The sequence below is a fragment of the Stenotrophomonas pictorum JCM 9942 genome, assembly GCF_001431585.1.
GTDB classification, from domain to species: Bacteria; Pseudomonadota; Gammaproteobacteria; order Xanthomonadales; family Xanthomonadaceae; genus Stenotrophomonas; species Stenotrophomonas pictorum.
Window position 1 is genome coordinate 139,214 of record NZ_LLXS01000045.1, and the last position, 22,498, is coordinate 161,711.

Genomic DNA, 22,498 nt, shown 5'->3' on the forward strand with positions numbered 1-22,498 from the left:
CCGTTCAGCGGGCGCGCCTGAACCGGTACCGGGCAAACGTATATATTGATCAGCCGTTTCCCCTGATCCTGCGGCCCGTGTCCACTCCCGATTTCGCTTCGCTGTTCCCGTTGCCCTCCGCCGATGTGCTGCGCGCCTTGGGCGAACGCATGCGTGAAGGCCTGCTCCTGTTCGACGGCAAGGGCAATACCTCGCTGGTCAACCGTGCCGCGCGCCAGATGCTGGACGCCGAGCAGAGCCCGGTCCTGGCGCTTGGCGCGAAACTCGCGCGTTTCCTGCCGCCGGCCGCCATGCCGCAGGCCAAGGAGAGCGGCAGCTGGAGTGGCAGTCTGCCGCTTGGCGAGCGGGTGGTGATCCTCCAGCTCTACCATCAGCCGGGCGAAGGGCGCGACGTCTACCTGGCGCTGTTCCGCAATCTCGAAGGGCAGGAAGACTACGAGCGGGAGCTGCAGCAGCGCCACGCCGAGTTGCGCCAGGCCTACCTGCGACTGAACGGGACCCAGGAAAAGCTCCTGCAGTCGGAAAAGATGGCGTCCATCGGCCAGCTGGCCGCCGGTGTCGCCCACGAGATCAATAATCCCATCGGCTATGTCCACTCCAACCTGGGCAGCCTGCAGGAATACCTGCGCAGCCTGTTCACGGTCATCGAGGCCTATGAGCGCGCCCTGCGCGCCCCGGACCCGAAGGCTTCGATCCCGGAGATCGACGATATCCGCAGCCGGCTGGATATCGATTTCATCAGTCGCGACCTGCCGCAGCTGATGGCCGAATCACGCGAGGGCATCGAGCGGGTGACCCGCATCGTGCGTGACCTGAAGGACTTCTCCTATTCCGGGCGTGACGAGTCCTGGAAGCTGGCCGACCTGCACGCCGGGCTCGAATCGACGATCAACATCATCTGGAACGAACTCAAGTACAAGGTCACGCTCGAGCGCCAATACGGCGAGTTGCCGATGGTGGAATGCCTGCCCTCGGAGTTGAACCAGGTCTACATGAACATGCTGCTCAATGCCGGACATGCGGTGGCCGAACGCGGCCATATCGTGGTCAGTAGCGGCGTGAGCGGTGATGAGGTGTGGGTGGAGTTCAAGGACAACGGTGCCGGTATTTCCCCCGAGCTGCGCCAGCGCATTTTCGATCCGTTCTTCACTACCAAGCCGGTCGGCAGTGGCACCGGGCTGGGGCTGTCGATTTCCTACGGCATCATCAACAAGCATCACGGCCGCATCGACCTGGACAGCACCGTCGGTGAAGGTTCGCGCTTCCGCATCATCCTGCCGATCCGTCAGCCCAAGGGCTGACGGCGGCACTCACAGCGGGACGCCGCCGCGTTTTTCATCGTGGGTACGGAACGCCTGGCGGATGTGCTCGCGCAGCTCGTCGTCATCCCACGGTTTGGTCAGGAAACGGTAGATCGCGCCACGGTTGATCGCATCGGTCACGGTGGCCAGATCGGTGTAGCCGGAGAGCACCAGGCGGATGGTGTCCGGGTAGAGCATCTTCACCCGGCCCAGGAACTCGGTGCCGCTCATGTCGGACATGCGCTGGTCGGACAGGATCACCTGCACATCGTTGATCGCCAGCAGGTCGAAGGCATCACGCACGTTGCCGGCGGCCAGGATGCGGTAACCGTCGCGGCGGAACAGGCGCACCAGTGAGCGCAGGACGTTCTCCTCGTCATCCAGCAACAGCAGGGTGCGATCCGGGCGTGTTTCGGCAAAGGCTTCCGGGCGCAGGTAGCGCCGGCGCAAAGTCATGCCGGCGGCATCGGCCGACATCGGCTCGCCAAACAGGTAGCCCTGGAACACGTCGCAGTCGTTGCGCCGCAGGAAGCCCAGCTGCGCCTGTGATTCGACGCCATTGGCGATCACGGTCATGCCCAGCTGGTGGCCCATCGCGATGATCGCGCGACTGATCGCCGCTTCGCGATTGGCCGCCGGCGCGCTCTTGATGAAGCTGCGGTCGATCTTCAGCTTGTCGACCGGGTAGCGGACCAGCGCGCTGAGGCTGGAGTCGCCGGTACCGAAGTTGTCCAGGCTCAGGCTGATGCCTTCGTTGCGCAGGTTGGCCAGCGTCTCATGGACGAAGTTCACATTGTTGGTCAGCGCGCTTTCGTTGATTTCCAGGGTCAGCATGCGCGGCGGCACGCCGGTCGTCTGCAGCATTCCCATGACTTCGGCGAAAAAGTTGGGGCGCAACAGTTGCAGGGTGGAGACGTTGATCGCCACGCTGAAATCGTCGAATCCCTGGTCGCGCCAGACCCGTGCCTGGCGCAGCGCGACCTCCAGCACCCACGAGCCGATCTGGACGATGATGCCCAGACGCTCGGCGGTGCGCATGAAACGTTCGGGGACGAGCATTCCCAGCGTCGGCGATTGCCAGCGCAGCAGTGCCTCCATGCCGACCACATGGCCATCGCGGGCACTGACCAGCGGCTGGTAGCGCAGGCGCAATTCGCCGTTGTCGATCGCATCGACCAGTTGCCTTGAGATGATGCTTTCGCTGTGCGCGCTGCTGGGCTTGTGCAGCACGTACAGATGCACCGAGTTGCCACCTTCGCGACCGGCCTGATGCAGTGCGTCCTCGGCCAGGTCCAGCAGTCTGCTGGGCCGTGTGGCGTGCTCCGGGCATAGGCTAACGCCGATCTTCGCGGTCAGAAACAGCGTGTAAGGCAGCACCGACAGCGGCAGCTCCATCTGCTGGCGCAGCGATTCGGCCATCTCCTCGGGAAGCGGTTCACCCGGCAGGCGCGGAATTGCGATCAGGAACTCGTCGCTGCCATGGCGCCACAGCCGGCCTCGCCCCTGCAGATGCGTGCGCAGGCGCTCGGCGATCAATTCCAGCGCCTGGTCGCCGACTTCCGCACTCATGTTCTCGTTTACCGAGGCGAAATGATCGATATCCAGGTGCATCACCACCAGCGGTGTGCCACCGCTGGTGGCCTCGTTGACCAGCGCGGCGAACTCCGGATTGCCTGCGCCAAGCCGGGCGGTCTGCGTTTCCGTAAAAGGCGGCGTGGAGAGGGGGGAAGGCCACATGGTTCAGAGTCCAGCTGCCGCTTCGAGCGGTTGCGATGCGCGGATGGGGAGGTACAGGTCGATGCACGTGCCTTCGCCCGGTGCGGTGATGATCTCCACCTTGCCGCCGGCGCTCTGCGCGCGCTCGCGCATCACGATCAGGCCCAGGCCGCGCGGACCGTCGGGATCGAAACCCTCACCATCATCGATGACCCGCAGATGCAGCTGGCCGTTTTCGGCCTCGTTCAATCGCAGCTGGACCTGGCTTGCCTGCGCGTGACGCAAGGCATTGGTCAGGCTCTCCTGCGCGATGCGGAAGCAGGCCTGCTCGATCGCATTGTCCGGGCGCTGGGACAGTTCGCCGATCTCCATCTGCAGCTCCACCGGCGAGGCCCGGAAAAGCTGCCCTGCCTGCCAGCGCACCGCGGCCTGCAGGCCCAGCGCGTCAAGTTGCGGGGGGCGAAGCAGCATCGACAGGTTGCGCAGCCGGGTGACGGTGCTGTCGACCAGCTCGATGATCTGACCGATATCTTCATTGCGGCGCGTGGCATCCAGCTCGTGCATCGCGGCATGCGCGGCGAGTTTGATCGCGGTGATGGACTGGCCGATATCGTCGTGCAGGTCGCGCGAAATAGCCCTGCGCTCGTCTTCCTGCACCGAAAACAGGCGTCCGGCCAGCGCCTGAAGTTCCCGGTTGCTGGTTTCCAGCGCGGCGCGGTGGGACTCCAGTTCGGTGAGGTCGCGGATGACCAGCAGTCGGCAGTCGCGTCCGCCGTAGCGTACGTCTCCCACTGACAAGGCCGCCAGGAAGTGGCTGCCATCCTGGCGCTGCATGCTGGGAATCAGCGGCGGCAGGCGGTCAAGATACCGGCGCGGCAGATTCAGATAGTCGCGTACCCGGGCAAGATCATCGCCGGTGACAAGCGACTGCAGCGGGGTGCCGAGCATCTGCTCGGCGGCGTAGCCGAACTGCGCGGCGCCGAGCGGGTTGATGTACAGCACCTGGTCCTCGGAAAGGATCACGACGCCGTCAGGAAGGACGCGCACCAGCTCGCGGAACTGCTCCTCGCGCTCCTTCAGCAGCTGGCGCGAATGCTCGCGCTCGCTGACATCCTGCAAGGTTCCATGGATCACGCCCGGCGCCGCCCCGGTTTGAACCGGGGCCAGACGCGCGCGCAGGTGGATGGTCAGCAAGCGTCCATCCATCGCCCGCACACGCAACAGCAGGTCCAGCTGGGCCGCGCTGCCTTTGACGATGGCGTCAATGCTCTGCAACAGCTCGCTTGCGTCGTTTTCACCGATCCGGAACGCATCGCCGATCGGTTGCCATGTCGGTGAGGGGCCCGGACGCCGCGCCAGCAGCAGGCACGCTTCATCCGACAGGCGGATCTGTGCCTTGACCGGATCGATCTCCAGTGCGCCGATACGTGCGATGGATTGGACCTCGCGCATCCGGTTCAGGGCGGTATCGAGTTGCCGCCGGGTGGCGACTTCGGCACTGCGATCAATCATGTTGACCAGCCGCGCCGCGCGTCCGTCGAGGGCGAGGCGGCTTCCCCACAGTTCCGCCGGATGAATGCTGCCGTCGCGTCGCTGCAGGTCGGTCGACAGGTGCTGCTCACTGTCAGGCCGGGCGACAATTTGGGCCATATGGCGACGCAGCAGTTCTTCCGAACCTGGCGGAATCAGCTGCCCGATCGTCATCCCGCCGAGCTCCTGGCGGCTCCAGCCCAGCAGCGCTTCGGCCGCGGGATTGGCATCACGGATCGTCCAGGTGGCCAAGTCATAGACCAGCATCGCGCCGGCGTTGCATTCGAAACGCTGCCGGTACTCCGTCAATTCATGTGCCAGCCGCTCCTGCTCGTACGCCAGCTGCGCCTGGCAGCGCTGCCACCTGCGGGTCAGCACCAGCGCGCAGGCGAAAAGGAGGGTGACGCAGATCACAGTTGTGATGGCTGCCGCGGGTATGGACAACGCGACCGTCAGCCAGGGAGCAACGCAACCGGCCAGCCCGATCAGCAGCAAGAGGGCGACACCTGGATAAAAATTCGTCGTCAACTTCTTCAACAGCAAGCCAGCGTAAGACGGCGAAGGCGGAAGCGGGGGCTGGCCTGTCTCCATTGTTCCTGATGGGTCGGGGACGGAAAGTCGGTCTCCATCTTACCTGCTTGCCAAAAGTGGACGCGACGGGCTGCTCAATTTTCCGGCGTGCCGGCCGTTATTCGATTAATTCCAACAAAGAGTGGAGCGGTACGGCGTGGATCAGGGTGCGATTTTCAGTCTGTTGAAGCACCACCTGGGCACGGCCGCCGACTTGCCGCATGTCGACAGGGTTGCAGTGGGCATGACCGGCGCCTGCGGCAGCAGCCAGCGCCAACGGGCGCTTGAGACGGAGCTGGAGATCCAGCGGGCCCAGCTGAAACAGGCCCAGCGGGCCGCCGGGATGGGCGGCTGGGTCTGGGAAAACGAGGCTGGCGGCTGCATGCGCTGGTCTGATGCGTTCTATGCCGTCACCACGCTGCAGGCGGATTCGTTGCCGGCAGATCGCCGCTGGATGCGGGTGCTGGGCCGGGGAGGACGCAGGCAGGTGCTCTCCGCCTGGCGCCGGGTTCAGCGGGAGGGCAACGAATACACCTTCGATATGAGTCACCGTGCTGGCGATGGCCTCACCTTGCAGTTGCGTGTCTGGATGCAGCCGCATCTGGATCCAAATGGCAGCCTCCAGCGGGTGATCGGCCAGATCCACAATGTCTCCGCACAGCGGCAGACCGATGCGCTGATCCGCTGGCGGACCGAGCTGCTCAATCGCGTCTCCGCACTGGGCCGGATCGGCGCCTGCGAGATCGAGGTGGGCAGCCGCAGCATGCTGTGGACCGAGGAGTGCTACCGCATCCACGGCTTGCGCAAGGAGCAGATCAGCCTGGATCAGGCGCTGTCCCTGTATACGCAGGATTCGCAGGACAGCTTCTGTGCGGCCCTGGATCGCATTGCTGCGGGTGGTCTTCCCGAGCAGTTGGAACTGTGTTTCTACCGGCATTCGGGCCAGCGGGTGTGGGTGCAGGTGCTTGTCGAACTGGATCAGCGCGAAGGCTTGCCCGAGCGGTTTGTGGTGTTGTTCCGCGACATCACCCGCGAGCGAGAGGCCAATGAGCGCATCGAGCTTCTGGCGCACTACGACCTGCTGACCGGACTCCCCAACAGGATGCTGCTGCGCGAGCAGGCGATCGAGGCGATGGAGGAGGCGCGTAAGCGCGGCGCGACGCTGGCGATGCTGTTCATCGACCTGGATGGCTTCAAGGCCATCAACGACACTTTCGGTCACGCCACCGGCGACAGCTTGCTCAAGGCGGCAGCCGCACGCTTCCACCAGAACCTCAGCAATGCGGATCTGTTCGCGCGCTTCAGTGGCGATGAGTTCATCGTGATCCTGCGCAATCTCAGTCAGCCCGAGGATGCCGGACTGGTCGCCCGCAAGCTGATCGCTTCGCTTGCCGAGCCGCTGTATCGCGGCGACAGCGCGCTGAAGGTCGGCGCGAGCGTCGGCATCGCGCTGATGGACGAAACGCGTCAGGATTTCGACACCCTGTTGCGCGCAGCCGATGCGGCGATGTACGCCGCCAAGAGCGCCGGACGCAACACCTACCAGTACTACAGCCAGGATGCGCTGGCGCGTACCCAGCGCCGCCTTGAGGTCGAGCACGCACTGCACGGTGCGGTGGATCGCGAGGAGTTCTCGCTGGTCTACCAGCCGCTGGTACACGCCGATTCCTCGCAGCCTCCGTCAATCGAGGCGCTGGTGCGCTGGGAGCATCCCCGGATCGGGGTCTGCGGACCGGCCGAGTTCATTCCGATCGCCGAGAAATGCGGTGAAATCAACCAGATCGGCGAATGGGTGCTGGACGAAGCCTGCCGACAGGCCGCTGTCTGGCGACAGGCCGGGCTGGCGTTTGAGCGTATCGCCGTGAATATTTCCGCGGTGCAGCTGCGTGAGCGGGGCTTCGCCGAGCGTGTGATCCAGACCTGTCGCCGCCACAACTGGCCGCCGCATCAACTTGAGCTGGAGCTCACCGAGTCGGCGCTGATCCGCGACACGGATGCGCTGCGCCAATGCTTCGAGATATTCGAAACCAATGGCGTACCGCTGGCGGTGGATGACTTCGGTACCGGTTTCTCGAATCTGCACTACCTCAACCGGTTTCCCGTGCAGCGTCTGAAAATCGACCGCAGTTTCGTGCAGGAAATGCTGCACGATGCCGGGACGGCCGAAGTCACCCAGGCAATCGTGCAGCTGGGCCACGCGCTGGGCATGCAGGTGGTCGCCGAAGGCGTGGAGACGGTACAGGAAGAGTTGATGCTGCGTGCCCAGGGCTGCGATGAGATGCAGGGCTACCTGTTCTCGCGGCCGCTGCCGCCGCGCCAGATGGCGCAATGGCTCAAGGCCAGGGTGTAGGGCGCTCACGCGGCGCAGGGGCGGGCCGGGCAGGCCGGCGAATCCTCCGGATCAAACAGTTCCAGCACAAGGGCGCACCTGATGCGCCCTTGTGCTGTTTGCGTGTCTCCGGGCCCTCTGGCCTGCAAGCAGCGCGACCGGTTTGAACCGGGCGCGAGTGTTGGGTCGCCGCCAGACCCTGTCCCTACGCGCCACGTCAGCGCGGGGATGTACCGGGACCGTGCAGACGCCGGCGATCTATCCGCTTCGCCGGGGTATGACCGGGCGCATCGTCATGAAGATGAAAGGCACCCGATACGCCGTCGCTTCCGCTGACTACCCGCCCGCAGTGGCGCCACCTTCGACCATGCCTGCGCAACTCGATCTGCTCCGGCGCGGCGGCTGTCCGCTGCCTTTATGCGTTGCCGTAGCAGCCGGTTGCAGTCCAAGGCATATGCCTGATTGCAAAAAGAAAAGCCCCGGACATGCCGGGGCTTTTCCATCAACCAAGGGGATGTCAGAACAGTTCGACCGTTCCTGCGCCCATGCTCTGCTGGCTCACCGGCTTGTGCGGCGGGCGCTCCCATTCGTTGCGCATCTCGCGCAGGCGGCTGCCGGTGCGCTGCAGGGCGGTTACCAGCTCATCGTCGAAGACCCCGCCGTTCCGGTGCAGCAGCTCCTGCAGGGCCAGGGCTTCGCGGTTGATGGCACCTAGGCGGTCCAGATGCGTGTGGGCGCCGCCCAAGGCCTGGGTGGCGATGTCCTCGAACTGCAGGGCGCGCACGGCTTCGGCAACACTGCTGTCGATGGCACGGCCGCAGTCGGAGATCTCGCGCATACCATCGCCCAGCGATGCATTGATGGCGGCCACGTTCTCCAGCATCGCCGCGGCCTCATGGCGCGCTTCGCGGGAGCGGTCCATGTCGCGCGAGGCCATGTGCGAGACGGTCTCGCGCACCTTGGCGATGGCGTCCTTGGAGCTGTGGGCCAGCTTGCGGATCTGCTCGTTGAAGGTGGTGGAGCGCTCGGACAGGTTGCGCACCTCGTCAGCGACCACCGCAAAGCCGCGGCCGGCCTCGCCGGCACGTGCCGCCTCGATCGCCGCGTTCAGCGCCAGCAGGTTGGTCTGGTCGGCGATGGATTTGACGTCTTCCAGCAGCGCGAAGATGCCATCCAGGTGCTGTGCCATCTGGTCGATGTGCTGCACGGTGTTGCTGCTCTGGCCGCTGACCTGTTCCAGCGCCTCAACCAGCTGTTCCATCTGCTGGCTGGCATGCTGGGCGAAGCGGGCCACGTCGACGCCGCCGCCACCTTCATCGCCGGCGCGGTCGACCACACGGGCCAGGGCCTGGCTCTGCTGCCGGGACTTGCGGCTCATCGAATCGAAACTGCCACCGAGCCCGGCGACCGCCTGACGGATCAGTTCGCGGGCACGTTCGATCTCGCTGCGTGAGCCATCGATCTCGTTGCTGACGAAGCTGCGCAGTTCATTGAGCAGCTGGTCCTGTTCCTTCAGCACCTTGGCATGTTCGGGGGAGCGCTGGGCCTGTGCGTGCACAGTCCAGTACGCAAACACCAGCCAGCTCAGCACCATTGTGGTCAGGATCGCCCACACGGCTGCTGACGGCCACGCCAGGGCGGCAGCAAGCGGGAGCAGGAAGGTCAAGGCCAGCGGGGCGGCCAGGCGGATTGCAATACGTGAATACATGGACGTTCTCGGGAGAGTCACGAATGCAGTATCGGCCGCAGGCCGGGGGGCTTTAGGCCTGCGACGGACTCCCGGAACGTTTTGTGATGGCCGTAGGCGGTGGCGTGGTGCGGCGCATACGGCGCACGTCTCAGCGCAGGCGGCGTTCGATCGCCTCGACCATGGTCTTGCGCGAAATCAGGAAGTCCCAGTAGTTGCCTCCCAGTTGCCGCCACAGTACCGCCGAGCGCACGGCGGCCAGCAGCAGCGCGCGGATTTCCGAGACCACGGGGGCCTGGTTGAGATAGTGCGGATTGCCCTGGACCATGATCTTGGGCTTGAGCTGGCTGATCGTGTCCTTGTACAGCTCGCCCATGGCCAAGAGCACGTCGGGGTGGTTGCTTTCGCCGAGCTCCTGCGCCCGCGCCGCGGCCCGGCGCACCCCCGCCTGCACCTTGTCCACGGTCGAGGCCTCACGTACGAAGCGGCGCTCCAGCTGCATCACCGACAACGCCAGGCGCGGCAACAATTCGTCCTTGCCCTGGTTGCGGAAATAGTCGCGCAACAGGCGCAGGCCAGGCTCCACGTGCCTGGCGCTGCCATACACCGCAGCAGGTTCGGGCGCATCGAGCCGCATGACACTGTCCATCGCCGTGCGTACGATGGCCGCTTCGGAATGGCCGGTTTCGGCGATACGGCGGACCTGCTGCAGGGCCTGGGCAATGCCGGCCAGCGCCAGTACGCGGTCGTCAAACGAAAAACTCATGGTTACCTCTCAAGGGGAAGGTGGCGCGCCCAGACGGCGCTCCAGCGGTGCATTGGTGGCGGCGATCACCGCCCCGCCCAGACATTCCATGCCGTCATAGAGCACCAGTGACTGTCCGGGGGTCACCGCCCGTTGCGGGCCTGCGAAATGCACATCCAGCGTACCGTCGTCACGCACCCGCACGGTACACGGCTCGTCCGGCTGCCGATAGCGGGTCTGTGCGCTGCATTCGAATTCCGTCGCCGGAGGCGCCCCTGAAATCCAGTGCATCGGTTCGCTGCGCAGCCAGTTCGACTGCAGATAGGCACTGTCGTGCCCCTGGTCGACGTACAGGATGTTGCGTGCCACGTCCTTGCCGACCACGAACCAGGGGGCCGCCGGCCGGCCGCGCACGCCGCCGATATTCAGCCCTTCGCGCTGGCCAAGGGTGAAATAGAAAACGCCGGGATGGGTGGCGATGACCTGGTCGTCGGGATCGCGGATCTCGCCGCGCCGCGCGGGCAGATACTGGCCCAGGAACTCGCGGAAATCGCGTTCACCGATGAAGCAGATGCCCGTGGAGTCCTTTTTGGCATGGGTCTGCAATCCGGCATCGCGGGCGATGCGACGCAGCTGGCTCTTTTCCAGATGGCCGATCGGGAACAGGGTGGCCGCCAGTTGTTCCTGCCCCAGCTGGTGCAGGAAGTAGCTTTGATCCTTGCCGCGGTCGGCGCCGCGCAGCAGGCGCCAGCGCCCACGGTGCTGGTCCACCTGTGCGTAATGGCCGGTGGCGATCCGCTCGGCGCCCAGGTCGCGGGCCGCCTCCAGGAAGTGCTTGAACTTCACCTCCCGGTTGCACAGTACGTCCGGGTTGGGCGTCCGACCGGCCGCGTATTCGGCCAGGAAGTGCTCGAACACCCCTTCCCAGTATTCGCTGGAGAAGTCGCGGAAATGGAACGGGATACCCAGCCGTCCGCAGACGGCGACCGCATCGCGTCGATCGTCTTCAGCCCGGCAGTGGCCGCTGCCGTCGTCGGCCCAGTTCTGCATGAACAGCCCCGCGACCGGAAGCCCCTGCTGTACCAGCATCAGCGCCGCGACCGAGGAATCCACGCCGCCGGAGACGCCTACGACAATATCCGGTGTGCTCATGGGATCTGCCTCAGCAGCGACAGGGGGTGGCGTTGCCCGGCCAGCCAGTCGGCGACCGTGCGCCAGACCAGCGGGCTGCGCAGCCGTTCCATCTCGGCCTGGATGGCTTCCGGCGGCAGCCACAAGGCCTGGATGATTCCGGCATCCAGCGCCTGTGCGGCGTGATGGTGGAGCGGTTTGGCGGCAAAGGCGAAGCGCAGGAAGGGCGTGCCGTCATCGGCCTGCCACTGGTAGGTACCGATGAAGGCGGTCAGCCGCACGTCCCAGCCGGTTTCTTCGCGGGTTTCGCGCACCGCCGCGTCCAGCAGGCTTTCGCCCGGTTCCAAGTGGCCGGCCGGCTGGTTCAGCAGCCTGCGACCCTGTTTTACCTCTTCCACCAGCAGCAGTTGCCCTGCGCGGGAGACCACGGTGGCCACGGTGACATGTGGCGCCCATCGCTGGGACTGCAATGCGTTCACGCTCAGTACTCGTCCTTGGACGTCAGTTCCAGTTCAATTGCATCGGCGCTCTTGCAGGCCGCATCGATGGCGTCGCTGAGCACTTCGGCCGAGGCGTCGGCATCGATCTTGACGACGAACATGGCCATGTCCCCCTGCTTGACCCAGGCGCCGAGCTTGGATTCGTTGGAGTCTTCCAGCAGGCGGTTGCCGATCAGCGCCGGGAACTGTGGTCCTGGCGACTTGTAGCCCGGCGACCAGATTTCACGGATGTGGTGGCTGCCATAGGTTTCCACCGAGGAGCGCACGAACACCAGCTGACTGCGGTCGTTTTCCATGTCGAATACCAGTTTGTAATCGCCGTCTTCGTCGATTTCATACTTGTATTCCAGCCCGTCGAGCAGGCGGCCCACGGCGCGGTCCGGCCCGGCGGCGAACGCCGCGCCGCAAGTGCCGGTCAAGATGCCAGCCAGTGCGGCGGCCAATACGATCTGCTTCATGCTTCCCCTGCAGGAATGTGGATGACCTGCAAATTGTGCGGGGGCAGGGGGGGCGCCGTCCAATCGGGAAGGGTGAAAAGCTATAATCTGGCGATGTCCCAGAAGACCCAACACGAGAGCGAGCACGGCGTACTGGTTGCGCCGGGAAAGCCGCAGATCGCCCCGCCGCCGCAGTATCAGGTGATGCTGCTCAATGACGACTACACCCCGATGGACTTCGTGGTGGTGGTGTTGCAGAACTTTTTCTCGATGAGCCTGGACCAGGCCACCCAGGTGATGCTGCATGTCCATACCCGCGGCCGCGGCATCTGCGGGGTGTACACCCGCGAAGTAGCCGAAACCAAGGTCGCCCAGGTCAACGAGTTCTCCCGTATGAACCAGCATCCGCTGCTGTGCACGATGGAGCAGGCCTGAGGCTGCTCAGCCGGCTTCGCGGGCCAGGGCCAGCTTGGCGGTGGAAAGACTGATGTAGAGGCGTCCTGGCAATCTTCGATGAGCCAGCAGGCAGACAGGACCGCGTAGACCGCAATCCACTGCAGCAATCGCTGTTGCGCGATGCCGGGGTGGTGGCTGACCTGGATCAGCCGTGCGTTGGAATTCCGCTCATTGGAATTCCGCTCATAGGTGGAAAATCGCCGCCCTGCGACACACAGATCCGGGTTCAGGAACAGCGGGGCGTAGTCGAAGCCGGGCTCCCCGAGCAGGCCCTTGGGGGCAATCGCCAGCCAGCCGCGGGCCCCGCCATCCAGGACATTGTCATGATGAAGGTCGCCCTGAAGTGCGATCGGGTTCCCCGGTTGCGCAAGAAGCTGGGCGGCACGGGCAAGCACTGCCACAGCAACCCGTGCTGCGATACGTGAGGATGCCGCAGGGCGCCGAACCAGTGCCGCAGTGGAGTCAGTGCCGGCGGTGTGCTTCTACGGCGATGCGGCTGTGCGACTTTGCGGCGACATCGCACAAGATCACCGTGGCGTCCCGATCTGCGCCCTCCACCGGAAGATCGCGCAGCGGCTTCCCGGGAACGATGTGTTCCAGCAGCATCGTCGCGCCGTCACTGGCCAGCGGGCGTATCGCGCCATCCCCATTCCAGAGCCGAGGGCGGCCGCGGCCGGCGGTAATGCTGCAGGAGAGCGGCTGTTTCAGCATGGCGGGCGTGCCTGTTTGCGTCAGTACCGGCAGCAGGCCCGCGACGCGCATGACAATGGGCGCGCCAACGGAGCGCAGCTGCCAGCGTTGCAGATGTTGGCTGCCCATCAGTCATTCCAGCAGAGGGGTTTCATGCTAACGCCGCTTAAACACGGCCATCCGGTAGGGTGATGAAAATTCCGCTGTCAGGCCGCATATTGTCTCCAACCGGATTCGGAGTTCCCAATGTTCAGTAAAGACCTCGAGCAGACGATTGGTCAGTGCTACAAGCGCGCTCGCGAGGCTCGTCACGAATTCATGACGGTCGAGCACCTGCTGCTCGCCTTGTTGGAAAATCCGTCGGCCCAAGCCGTGCTGAAGGCATGCGGAGCGGATCTGGACCGCCTGCACCAGGAGTTGGAGCAGGCGGTGGAAACCTCCGTGTCGCGGCTGGCCGATGACGATGGGCGTGACACCCAGCCGACCCTGGGTTTCCAGCGGGTGTTGCAGCGTGCGGTCTACCACGTGCAGTCCTCCGGCAAGAAGGAGGTCACCGGCGCCAATGTGCTGGTGGCGATCTTCGGTGAGAAGGATTCGCACGCGGTCTACTATCTCAACCAGCAGGACGTCACCCGGCTGGATATCGTCAACTACCTGTCCCATGGCGTTGCAAAAATGGGTGAGGAGGACGATTCCTCCTCTTCGATCGAGGGCGAGGGACGGAGCGAGGGGGCCGACCCCGAATCCAAGGGCGATGCGCTGACCGACTATGCCAGCAACCTCAATGAGCTGGCCCGTGCCGGGCGGATCGATCCGCTGGTCGGGCGGCGCGACGAGATCGAGCGGACCATCCAGGTGCTGTGCCGTCGCCGCAAGAACAATCCGCTGTATGTCGGAGAGGCCGGCGTGGGCAAGACCGCCATCGCCGAGGGATTGGCTAAGCGCATCGTCGATGGCGAGGTGCCGGAGGTGCTGGCCAATGCGGTGATCTACTCGCTTGACCTTGGCGCGCTGGTGGCCGGCACCAAGTATCGCGGTGACTTCGAGAAACGGCTCAAGGGCGTGATCAGCGCGTTGAAGAAGATTCCCGACGCGGTGCTGTTCATCGATGAGATCCACACGATCATCGGCGCCGGGTCGGCCTCGGGCGGCACCATGGACGCCTCCAATCTGATCAAGCCGGCACTGGCCTCGGGCGAGTTGCGGTGCATCGGCTCGACCACGTTCCAGGAATACCGCGGCATCTTCGAGAAGGACCGTGCGCTGGCGCGGCGTTTCCAGAAGATCGACATCGTCGAACCGACCGTGGGCGAGGCGTATGAAATCCTCAAGGGGCTGCGTCCCAAATACGAGGCGCACCACAGCGTGACCTATGCCGATGATGCGCTGCAGGCCGCGGTGGATCTTTCGGTCAAGCACATCGGCGACCGTCTGTTGCCCGACAAAGCCATCGACGTCATCGACGAGGCGGGTGCGCGGCAGCGGTTGCTGCCGGAAGATCAGCGTAAACAGCGTATCGATACCGAGGAGATCGAGGCGATCATCGCCAAGATGGCACGCATTCCGGCCAAGCAGGTCACCGCCACCGACAAGGATGTGCTCAAGCACCTTGAGCGCAATCTGAAGATGGTGATCTTCGGCCAGGATCCGGCCATCGACAGCCTCGCCTCGGCGATCAAACTGTCGCGCTCCGGGCTGGGCAATCCGGACAAGCCGATCGGCAACTTCCTGTTTGCCGGCCCGACCGGCGTGGGCAAGACCGAAGTCACCCGTCAGCTGGCGTTGCAGCTGGGGATCGAGCTGGTGCGCTTTGACATGTCCGAGTACATGGAGCCGCACTCGGTCAGCCGCCTGATCGGCGCGCCTCCGGGTTACGTCGGCTTCGACCAGGGCGGGCTGCTCACGGAGAAAATCGTGAAGACCCCGCATTGCGTCCTGCTGCTGGATGAAGTGGAAAAAGCCCACCCGGACATCTTCAACATCCTGCTGCAGGTCATGGATCGCGGCATTCTTACCGACACCAATGGCCGTGAAGCCAACTTCAAGAACGTGATCCTGGTGATGACCACCAATGCCGGTGCGGCACAGGCCGCCCGCCGCTCGATCGGTTTCACCAAGCAGGATCACGCGACCGATGCGATGGAGGTGATCCGCAAGAGCTTCACCCCGGAGTTCCGCAATCGCCTGGATGCGGTGGTGCAGTTCCAGCCGCTGGGCTTCGAACACATCCTGCGGGTGGTGGACAAGTTCCTGATCGAGCTGGAGATGCTGTTGCAGGACAAGCATGTGTCGCTGTCGGCGACCCCGGCGGCCCGCGACTGGCTGGCGCAACACGGATTCGATCCGGAAATGGGGGCGCGTCCGATGAACCGGGTGATCCAGGACAGGATCAAGCGTCCGTTGGCGGACGAGCTGCTGTTCGGCAAGCTGGTTGGCGGCGGCAAGGTCAGCATCGACGTTCGCGACGGCGAGCTGGTGGTGCAAACCGAGGCCGAACCCGAACATCTGCTGCCGGCCACGGTGTAACGCCCGGCGCCTCTTTTCGGGTTTGAACAGCGGCGGCTACGGCCGCCGCTGTTGTATCCGGAGCGCTGTGGGCAAGCGGCGAAAAGCAACGCAAAAAGCCAGCGCAAGGCTGGCTTTTCAGGCATACGCCCGGCCTGCCGCCTTACTTCATGCGGTAGGTGATACGGCCCTTGGTCAGGTCGTATGGCGTCATCTCGACCTTGACGCGATCGCCGGTCAGGATGCGGATGTAGTTCTTGCGCATGCGGCCGGAGATGTGGGCAATGATCTCATGCCCATTTTCCAGGCGAACGCGGAAAGTGGTGTTGGGCAACGTCTCGCTGACGGTGCCTTCGAACTCAATGGAGTCGTCTTTCGACATGTAGTCCTGTGCGGTTCTGCGGACGGCCTTTGCGGGCCTAAGGGCGGGCATTTTACGCCGTCGCGCCGAATCATGCAAAGTTTGCGTTAAGGGGCGGCAGGGCGGGCCAGCGTCGAGGCCGGAATGTCGCCGAAATATGGCGCCCACGAGCCGATCTTGCCCGGTTCATGCGCCAGACGGCGCACGTGCTGGAGGAACTCTGCCCGCCCCAGATGCGTCGCCCCCATCCTTACCAGGTGGGGGTTTTCCACCTGGGCGTCGATCAGCGGCCAGCCCCAGCGGGCCAGCGTCGCCGCCAGCGCTGCCAATGCCACCTTCGATCCGCCGCTGCGTGCACTGAACATGCTTTCACCGAAGAACATGCGGCCAATGGCCACGCCATAGATGCCGCCGACCAACTTCTCGGCCTCGTACACCTCGACCGAATGCGCATGGCCCAGGTGGTGCAGCGCGACATAGGCGTGATGCATGTCCGGGGTGATCCACGTGCCATCCTGGCCGGGGCGAGGCGCCTGCGCGCAGGCAAGCATCACCTCCGGGAAGGCGGTATCCGCCCGGATCTGCCATGGCGACGCGCGCAGGCTGCGACGGAAACGCGAGGACAGGTGGAGCTGCTTGGTATGGAACACCATGCGGGGGGCGGGTGACCACCACAACAGCGGCTGGCCATGGGAAAACCAGGGGAAGATTCCGCCGGCATAGGCATTGAGCAGGCGCACGGGGGACAGGTCGCCGCCGACAGCAAGCAGGCCGTCGGGTTCGCGCAGCGCCAGTTCGGCGGGCGGGAACGGTGAGTCGCTCGCCTCGCCCAGCAGGTAGGGGTGGTGGCGGCTCATCCGGCATCTTCCGTGGATCTGAAGGGGCCGTGGTGCCGCAGTGCCTCTGCATAGCGGGTCACGTCCTCATGCTCCCGCAGGCACCAGTCGCGCAGCGCCTCGCGGAACCGGGGGTGGGCGATCCAGTGTCGGCTGTGCACTTCGGTCGGCAGGAAGCCACGCGCCAGTTTGTGCTCGCCCTGGGCGCCCGGTTCGAAGTGCTGCAAGCCTTCGCGCAGGCAGTACTCGATGCCCTGGTAGTAGCAGGTCTCGAAGTGCAGGCCGGGCAGCGGGGCGCCACCCCAGTAGCGGCCGTACAGGGTCTGCCCGCCGCGCAGGCACAGGGCGCCGGCAACCGGCGCGCCGTCGCGGATGGCCAGGAACAGCACCAGCTGGCGCGGCAGGTGCTCGGCCAGGTGGTGCAGGAACGGCAACGTCAGCGCCGGCGCGTTGCCGTATTCGGCAAAGGTCTGCAGGTAGAAGCGGTGCATCGCCTGCAGCTCGGCGGCGCTGGCTTCATCGCCGTGGCGGACCACGAAGGTGATTCCCGCCCGCGCCACCTTGTTGCGTTCCTGGCGGATGTTCTTGCGGTGCTTGTGATCCATCGCCGCCAGGAAGTCGTCAAATCCGTGCCAGCCGGGCTGGCGTCGCCACTGGAACTGCACATCGCGCCGTGCCAGCCAGTCCTGGTCAAACAGTGACATCTCTGCAGGCAGGTGGAAGTTGATATGTGCCGAGGAAAGTTGCGCCTTCGTGACATGGTCGACCACGCCCTGAAGCAGGACGCGGCGGTCATCGTCATTGCGTGCGAGCAGGCGCGGTCCGGTGACGGGCGAGTAGGGCACGCCGCCCAGCCACTTGGGGAAGTAGTCCAGCCCGCTGCGTGCGTAGGCATTGGCCCACGCGTGGTCGAATACGAATTCACCATGCGAGTTGTACTTCAGGTAGCCGGGAGCGGCGCCGACCAGGTCTCCGTCGCGCCACAGCGTCAGGTGCTGCGGCTGCCAGCCCCATTCCGGGCGCAGGCAGCCATGTTGCTCCAGTCCCGCGAGAAAGGCGTGGCTGACGAAAGGATTACTGCCGTCATGCAGGCTGTTCCATTGCTCGGCCGGGATGTCGGCCAGCGAGAGCAGGGCGTGCAGCTCGAGGGAGGTGTTCATGGCCGCAGCTGCAATACATCAATCGTTGGCGGATTGAACAGGCGCAGCGGCAGGCCGATCTCGCCGACGCCACGCGTGGTGAAGACGCGCACCGTGCCATGGCCGGTCTGCATCACCTGCTCGCCACGATCAAAGCCGTGGGCGCTGGGGATGACGTTGCGATACAGCCATGGAATGCGGATCTGGCCGCCATGGGTATGCCCGGCCAGCACCAGCGTCGCATCCCCTGGGCGCAACTGCATGGCGCTGTCCGGGTTGTGGGCGATCAGGATCGTGCGGTCGCGGTGCGGGCCAGGCTGACGAAGGAAGCGGGGATCATCCTTGCCGGCCCACTGGTCGCCGAGCCCGGCCCAATGCACGCCGCGCACATCGGTGATGACGCGGCCTTCGATGATGCGCATGCCGTGTGCCAGCAGTGCTTCACGCAAGGGTTTGTCGAGATCCCGGCCCGGCGGCTGCTGGTCGTGGTTGCCCAGCACCACATACGTGGGCGCCCGCAGTTGCGCCAACGGGGCAAACAGTCCGTGCAACTGTTCAGGACGCGATTCGTAGGTCAGGTCGCCGGCGATGACCACCGCGTCGACATCCAGCGTATTCACGCGCTGGACCACCCGCTGCAGGAAAGCCCGGTCCTTGTAGACCCCGAGGTGGATGTCGCTGAGCAGGGCAACCCGCGTATCCGCACCGGTGCCGCGCAGCTCGGTGTGGTCGACCAGAATCAGCTGCGGCTCGATGAACCGCGCCCAGGTGAATGCGCCGCAGCCCAGCAGCAGGGCCACCAGCACGGCGCGCTGGCCGCCGCCGCGCCAACGCCACAGCAGCCAGACGATGGCCGGGAACACCAGCCAGCTGCCGTGGAACAGCAGCTGTTTGAGCATCACCTTGTCCATGCCGGGCTGCCGGGAACGGGCCTCAGGCGTCCTGCGCGTCCAGGAAGCGCTCTGCATCCAGCGCGGCCATGCAGCCGAAGCCGGCCGAGGTGATCGCTTGGCGGTAGTGCTGGTCGGCCACGTCGCCCGCGGCAAAGACGCCTTCCACCGAGGTCATGGTGGCGTTGCCGCCCAGGCCCGAGCGGATTTCCAGATAGCCGTTGTTCATCGCCAGCTGGCCGTCGAACAGGCTGGTGTTGGGGTGATGGCCGATGGCGACGAAGAAGCCGTGGGCGTCAATGTCGCGGGTGCTGCCGTCGAGCGTGGACTTCACGCGGACGCCGGTCACGCCCATCTCGTTGCCCAGCACCTCGTCCACCTGGTGGTGCCAGACGGTCTCGATCTTGCCGGCGGCGACCTTGGCGAACAGCTTGTCCTGCATGATCTTTTCCGCCTTCAGCGTGTCGCGGCGGTGGACCAGGTAGACCTTGCGGGCGATGTTGGACAGGTACAGCGCCTCTTCCACGGCAGTGTTGCCGCCGCCGACCACGACCACGTCCTGGTCCTTGTAGAAGAACCCGTCACAGGTGGCGCAGGCCGACACGCCGCGACCCTTGAAGGTCTCTTCCGACGGAATGCCCAGGTACTTGGCGGTGGCGCCGGTAGCGATGATCAGCGCGTCGCAGGTGTACTGGGCGCTGTCGCCGGTCAGGGTGAATGGCCGCTGGGACAGGTCGGCGGTATGGATATGGTCGAACACCACTTCGGTGTCGAAACGCTCTGCATGAGCCTGCATGCGCGCCATCAGGTCCGGACCCATCAGCCCGTGCGCGTCGCCTGGCCAGTTGTCCACTTCGGTGGTGGTCATCAGCTGGCCGCCCTGCTGCAGGCCGGTGACGACCAGCGGCTTGAGATTGGCGCGGGCAGCATAGACGGCTGCGGTCCAGCCGGCGGGGCCGGAGCCCAGAATCAACAGGCGGGTGTGCTTGGTCGGGAGGCTGGAAGTGCTCATGTATACTCGCGAAAGTCAGGATTGGCGGCATGATCGGGGAGTTCCGCGACCATCCGGGCAAGCCATAGAGTGGCGGTCGGACCGGGGTGAATCAAGGCGCGTGAATGGAACTGGGCGGCCCGTCAGAAGGCGTTTCCAGGTTCGGCAGCGTACCGCCGCGTGTATCCGGCGGCTCTATGGTATTGGCGGCTCCGGGGCAAGACGGTGGGTGACGAAAGCGGATGAAACCCGGCGGTCAGTCGTTTAATATCAATCACTAACCGTGCATTTTTAAGGTCTGGTCAAAGGTGGCGAAACAGGTCCCGGAACGTGACAAGAGCTCCAGCGCGGGCGCCAGTGCGCGCAAGTCGACGGCTGCGGCGCCAGACAATCCGCGCCGGCAGAAGTTGTGGCGTGATCTGGCGCTGATCGCCATCGCGCCGGCCCTGCTGTATCTGCTGGCCAGTCTGTTCACCTACTCCCCCAGTGATCCGGGCTGGTCGCAATCCGGTTCGGTCGTCGCGCCGGTGCACAACATGGGCGGCAAGGTCGGCGCGTGGATCGCCGATGTCATGCGCCAGCTGTTCGGCTACGTGGCCTATCTGCTGCCACTGATGCTGGCTGCGGTGGCGTGGATCGCGATGTTCGGGCTCAAGCGCGAGGAACGCGTCCAGGACGACCTGGGGCCGGCGCTGCGGCTGGTCGGCATTGTCGGTTTTCTGATCGGTGCCACCGGCTTTCTGTATCTGCGGCTGCCGCCGGGGGATGTCGCCCGTGCCGGCGGCGGCTTGGGCGTGCTGGTCGGCAAGTCGCTGCAGAGCGGCTTCGGGCCGGTGGGCAGCAACCTGTTCCTGCTGGTGTTGCTGCTGACCTCGATCACCCTGGCCACCGGGCTGTCCTGGTTTGCGGTGATGGAGAAGATCGGCACGTGGGTGCTGGCGCTGGGTCCGCTGCTCAACAAGAAGAAGGAGCAGGCCAGCGAATGGCAGCAGACCCGTGCCCTGCGCGAAGAGCGCGAGGAAATCCGCAAGGTCGACGCCGAGGTCCGCGCCAAGCGCGAACCGGTGAAGATCGAACCGCGTCCGGCGCCGGTGATCGAGAAAAGCGACCGCGCCAAGCGTGAGACGCAGATTCCGATGTTCCAGGGCGTCAACGGCGATGGCTCCGACCTGCCGCCACTGGCCTTGCTGGATGATCCCAAGCCGCAGGCCAAGGGCTATTCCGAGGAGACACTGGAAACCCTGTCGCGGCAGATCGAGTTCAAGCTCAAGGACTTCCGTATCGATGCGGTGGTGGTCGGCGCCTATCCGGGGCCGGTGATCACCCGCTTCGAGATCGAACCGGCACCGGGCGTGAAGGTCAGCCAGATCAGTTCGCTGGACAAGGACATCGCCCGCGGCCTGTCGGTCAAATCGGTGCGTGTGGTCGACGTGATCCCGGGCAAGTCGGTGATCGGCTTGGAAATTCCCAACGTCAGCCGCGAGATGATCTTCCTGTCCGAGCTGCTGCGCTCCAAGGAATACGACAAATCCGCCAGCGTGCTGACCCTGGCGCTGGGCAAGGACATCGCCGGCCGGCCGACGGTGGCCGACCTGGCACGCATGCCGCACCTGTTGGTGGCCGGTACAACCGGCTCGGGCAAGTCGGTGGCGGTCAACGCGATGGTGTTGAGCCTGCTGTACAAGGCCAGCCCGAAAGACCTGCGCATGCTGATGATCGACCCGAAGATGCTGGAGCTCAGCGTCTACCAGGGCATTCCGCACCTGCTGGCGCCGGTGGTCACCGATATGAAGGAGGCCGGCAACGGCCTGCGCTGGTGCGTTGCCGAGATGGAGCGCCGCTACAAGCTGATGAGTGCTGTCGGCGTGCGCAATCTGGCCGGCTTCAACAAGAAGGTGAAGGACGCCATCGACGCCGGCCAGCCGCTGATGGACCCGCTGTTCAAACCGAACCCGGAAATGGGCGAGGCGCCGCGTCCACTGGAACCGCTGCCGTTCATCGTCATCTTCATCGACGAATTCGCCGACATGATGATGATCGTCGGCAAGAAGGTCGAAGAGCTGATCGCGCGGCTGGCGCAGAAGGCGCGTGCGGCCGGCATCCATCTGATCCTGGCCACGCAGCGGCCGTCGGTGGACGTGATCACCGGCCTGATCAAGGCCAATATCCCGACCCGTATCGCTTTCCAGGTCAGCTCCAAGATCGATTCGCGCACCATCCTGGACCAGTCCGGCGCCGAGGCGCTGCTGGGCAACGGCGACATGCTGTATCTGCCGCCCGGTACCGCGCTGCCGGATCGCGTGCACGGTGCCTTCGTCTCCGACGAGGAGGTGCATCGCGTGGTCGAGCATCTGAAGGCCAGCGGCCCGACCGACTACATTTCCGGCGTGCTGGATGAGGTGCAGATGATGGGCGACGGTACCGTGGTCGGCGCCACCGGTCTGCCGGAGAGCAGTGGCGGCGGTGACGAGTCCGACCCCTTGTACGACGAGGCGCTGCGCATCGTGACCGAAACCCGCCGTGCATCGATCTCCGGTGTACAGCGCCGGTTGAAGATCGGCTACAACCGCGCCGCGCGCCTGATCGAGGCGATGGAAGCGGCCGGGGTGGTGAGCTCGCCCGAGCACAACGGTGATCGCACCGTGTTGGCACCGCCGCCGCCGAAGTGATGAGAAGGGCGGTGT

17 protein-coding genes and 2 pseudogenes are annotated in these 22,498 nt (G+C 64.9%); 5 read left to right on the top strand and 14 right to left on the bottom strand.

The window, feature by feature from the left end:
- Nucleotides 1-149 precede the first annotated feature (149 nt).
- Nucleotides 150-1,301: an ATP-binding protein gene (locus tag ARC78_RS13735; RefSeq protein ID WP_083468360.1), complete on the top strand. Its 1,152-nt coding sequence runs from the start codon at nt 150-152 to the stop codon at nt 1,299-1,301.
- Between the two features lie 9 nt (nt 1,302-1,310).
- Here the strand turns inward: ARC78_RS13735 and ARC78_RS13740 are convergent, their stop codons facing one another.
- Nucleotides 1,311-3,038, bottom strand: a complete 1,728-nt coding sequence (locus ARC78_RS13740) for an EAL domain-containing protein (protein WP_054656995.1) — start codon at nt 3,036-3,038, stop codon at nt 1,311-1,313.
- A 3-nt stretch (nt 3,039-3,041) separates the two neighbouring features.
- Nucleotides 3,042-5,042 carry a PAS domain-containing sensor histidine kinase gene (locus tag ARC78_RS13745; RefSeq protein ID WP_057506502.1) on the bottom strand — a complete coding sequence of 667 codons (2,001 nt, stop codon included), beginning with the start codon at nt 5,040-5,042 and terminating at the stop codon, nt 3,042-3,044.
- Between the two features lie 298 nt (nt 5,043-5,340).
- Between ARC78_RS13745 and ARC78_RS13750 the strand changes: the two are divergent.
- Nucleotides 5,341-7,467, top strand: a pseudogene (locus ARC78_RS13750) (putative bifunctional diguanylate cyclase/phosphodiesterase); the annotation flags it as partial.
- Between the two features lie 496 nt (nt 7,468-7,963).
- On the opposite strand, the gene ARC78_RS13755 reads toward ARC78_RS13750, so the two are convergent.
- From ARC78_RS13755 to ARC78_RS13775, 5 genes are all read right to left on the bottom strand, one after another.
- The gene (locus ARC78_RS13755; protein ID WP_054656999.1) at nt 7,964-9,154 is read right to left on the bottom strand and encodes a methyl-accepting chemotaxis protein; all 1,191 of its coding nucleotides are present in this window, start codon (nt 9,152-9,154) and stop codon (nt 7,964-7,966) included.
- A gap of 130 nt (nt 9,155-9,284) precedes the next feature.
- Nucleotides 9,285-9,899 (bottom strand): high frequency lysogenization protein HflD, encoded by a 615-nt coding sequence (gene hflD / locus ARC78_RS13760; protein WP_054657001.1) that lies wholly within the window; start codon nt 9,897-9,899, stop codon nt 9,285-9,287.
- A gap of 9 nt (nt 9,900-9,908) precedes the next feature.
- Entirely contained in the window at nt 9,909-11,030 is a 1,122-nt protein-coding gene (gene mnmA, locus ARC78_RS13765; RefSeq protein ID WP_054657003.1) for a tRNA 2-thiouridine(34) synthase MnmA, read from the bottom strand.
- Nucleotides 11,027-11,488: an NUDIX hydrolase gene (locus tag ARC78_RS13770; protein WP_054657005.1), complete on the bottom strand. Its 462-nt coding sequence runs from the start codon at nt 11,486-11,488 to the stop codon at nt 11,027-11,029. Before ARC78_RS13770 ends, mnmA begins: the two co-directional genes overlap by 4 nt.
- A 2-nt stretch (nt 11,489-11,490) precedes the next feature.
- A complete protein-coding gene (locus ARC78_RS13775) occupies nt 11,491-11,967 on the bottom strand; it encodes a hypothetical protein (RefSeq protein ID WP_054657007.1) in 477 nt (158 codons plus the stop codon).
- Nucleotides 11,968-12,060: 93 nt separating this feature from the next.
- On the opposite strand from ARC78_RS13775, the gene clpS reads away from it, so the two are divergent.
- Nucleotides 12,061-12,381 (top strand): ATP-dependent Clp protease adapter ClpS, encoded by a 321-nt coding sequence (gene clpS / locus ARC78_RS13780; protein WP_054657010.1) that lies wholly within the window; start codon nt 12,061-12,063, stop codon nt 12,379-12,381.
- A gap of 131 nt (nt 12,382-12,512) precedes the next feature.
- Here clpS and ARC78_RS17135 read toward each other — a convergent pair.
- Both ARC78_RS17135 and ARC78_RS17050 read right to left on the bottom strand, forming a co-directional pair.
- Nucleotides 12,513-12,803, bottom strand: a pseudogene (locus ARC78_RS17135) (aminoglycoside phosphotransferase family protein); the annotation flags it as partial.
- Between the two features lie 61 nt (nt 12,804-12,864).
- Complete coding sequence (locus ARC78_RS17050) at nt 12,865-13,221, bottom strand: aminoglycoside phosphotransferase family protein (RefSeq protein ID WP_054657014.1); 357 nt, start codon at nt 13,219-13,221, stop codon at nt 12,865-12,867.
- A gap of 117 nt (nt 13,222-13,338) precedes the next feature.
- On the opposite strand from ARC78_RS17050, the gene clpA reads away from it, so the two are divergent.
- Nucleotides 13,339-15,618 (top strand): ATP-dependent Clp protease ATP-binding subunit ClpA, encoded by a 2,280-nt coding sequence (clpA, locus tag ARC78_RS13795; protein WP_054657016.1) that lies wholly within the window; start codon nt 13,339-13,341, stop codon nt 15,616-15,618.
- 142 nt (nt 15,619-15,760) lie between these two features.
- On the opposite strand, the gene infA is transcribed toward clpA, so the two are convergent.
- From infA to trxB, 5 genes are all read right to left on the bottom strand, one after another.
- Nucleotides 15,761-15,979 (bottom strand): translation initiation factor IF-1, encoded by a 219-nt coding sequence (gene infA, locus ARC78_RS13800; protein ID WP_005409596.1) that lies wholly within the window; start codon nt 15,977-15,979, stop codon nt 15,761-15,763.
- A gap of 86 nt (nt 15,980-16,065) precedes the next feature.
- Nucleotides 16,066-16,815 carry a leucyl/phenylalanyl-tRNA--protein transferase gene (gene aat / locus ARC78_RS13805; protein WP_054657018.1) on the bottom strand — a complete coding sequence of 250 codons (750 nt, stop codon included), beginning with the start codon at nt 16,813-16,815 and terminating at the stop codon, nt 16,066-16,068.
- Nucleotides 16,812-17,954: a GNAT family N-acetyltransferase gene (locus tag ARC78_RS13810; protein ID WP_057506503.1), complete on the bottom strand. Its 1,143-nt coding sequence runs from the start codon at nt 17,952-17,954 to the stop codon at nt 16,812-16,814. The genes aat and ARC78_RS13810 overlap by 4 nt, the downstream gene beginning before the upstream one ends.
- Nucleotides 17,951-18,844 carry a metallophosphoesterase gene (locus tag ARC78_RS13815; RefSeq protein ID WP_054658534.1) on the bottom strand — a complete coding sequence of 298 codons (894 nt, stop codon included), beginning with the start codon at nt 18,842-18,844 and terminating at the stop codon, nt 17,951-17,953. The genes ARC78_RS13810 and ARC78_RS13815 overlap by 4 nt, the downstream gene beginning before the upstream one ends.
- 22 nt (nt 18,845-18,866) lie before the next feature.
- Nucleotides 18,867-19,835: a thioredoxin-disulfide reductase gene (trxB, locus tag ARC78_RS13820; RefSeq protein WP_054658536.1), complete on the bottom strand. Its 969-nt coding sequence runs from the start codon at nt 19,833-19,835 to the stop codon at nt 18,867-18,869.
- 287 nt (nt 19,836-20,122) lie between these two features.
- Between trxB and ARC78_RS13825 the strand changes: the two genes are divergently transcribed.
- Entirely contained in the window at nt 20,123-22,483 is a 2,361-nt protein-coding gene (locus tag ARC78_RS13825; RefSeq protein WP_057506504.1) for a DNA translocase FtsK, read from the top strand.
- The last annotated feature ends 15 nt before the right edge of the window (nt 22,484-22,498 follow it).

Bases quoted from the DNA above. Each gene is read 5' to 3' on its own strand.
- ARC78_RS13775 (WP_054657007.1), bottom strand. From the start codon at position 11,967: ATGAAGCAGATCGTATTGGCCGCCGCACTGGCTGGCATCTTGACCGGC.
- ARC78_RS13735 (WP_083468360.1), top strand. From the start codon at position 150: ATGCGTGAAGGCCTGCTCCTGTTCGACGGCAAGGGCAATACCTCGCTG.
- aat (WP_054657018.1), bottom strand. From the start codon at position 16,815: ATGAGCCGCCACCACCCCTACCTGCTGGGCGAGGCGAGCGACTCACCG.
- ARC78_RS13755 (WP_054656999.1), bottom strand. From the start codon at position 9,154: ATGTATTCACGTATTGCAATCCGCCTGGCCGCCCCGCTGGCCTTGACC.
- ARC78_RS13810 (WP_057506503.1), bottom strand. From the start codon at position 17,954: ATGAACACCTCCCTCGAGCTGCACGCCCTGCTCTCGCTGGCCGACATC.
- infA (WP_005409596.1), bottom strand. From the start codon at position 15,979: ATGTCGAAAGACGACTCCATTGAGTTCGAAGGCACCGTCAGCGAGACG.
- clpS (WP_054657010.1), top strand. From the start codon at position 12,061: ATGTCCCAGAAGACCCAACACGAGAGCGAGCACGGCGTACTGGTTGCG.
- clpA (WP_054657016.1), top strand. From the start codon at position 13,339: ATGTTCAGTAAAGACCTCGAGCAGACGATTGGTCAGTGCTACAAGCGC.
- mnmA (WP_054657003.1), bottom strand. From the start codon at position 11,030: ATGAGCACACCGGATATTGTCGTAGGCGTCTCCGGCGGCGTGGATTCC.
- ARC78_RS17050 (WP_054657014.1), bottom strand. From the start codon at position 13,221: ATGGGCAGCCAACATCTGCAACGCTGGCAGCTGCGCTCCGTTGGCGCG.
- ARC78_RS13740 (WP_054656995.1), bottom strand. From the start codon at position 3,038: ATGTGGCCTTCCCCCCTCTCCACGCCGCCTTTTACGGAAACGCAGACC.
- hflD (WP_054657001.1), bottom strand. From the start codon at position 9,899: ATGAGTTTTTCGTTTGACGACCGCGTACTGGCGCTGGCCGGCATTGCC.
- ARC78_RS13815 (WP_054658534.1), bottom strand. From the start codon at position 18,844: ATGGACAAGGTGATGCTCAAACAGCTGCTGTTCCACGGCAGCTGGCTG.
- trxB (WP_054658536.1), bottom strand. From the start codon at position 19,835: ATGAGCACTTCCAGCCTCCCGACCAAGCACACCCGCCTGTTGATTCTG.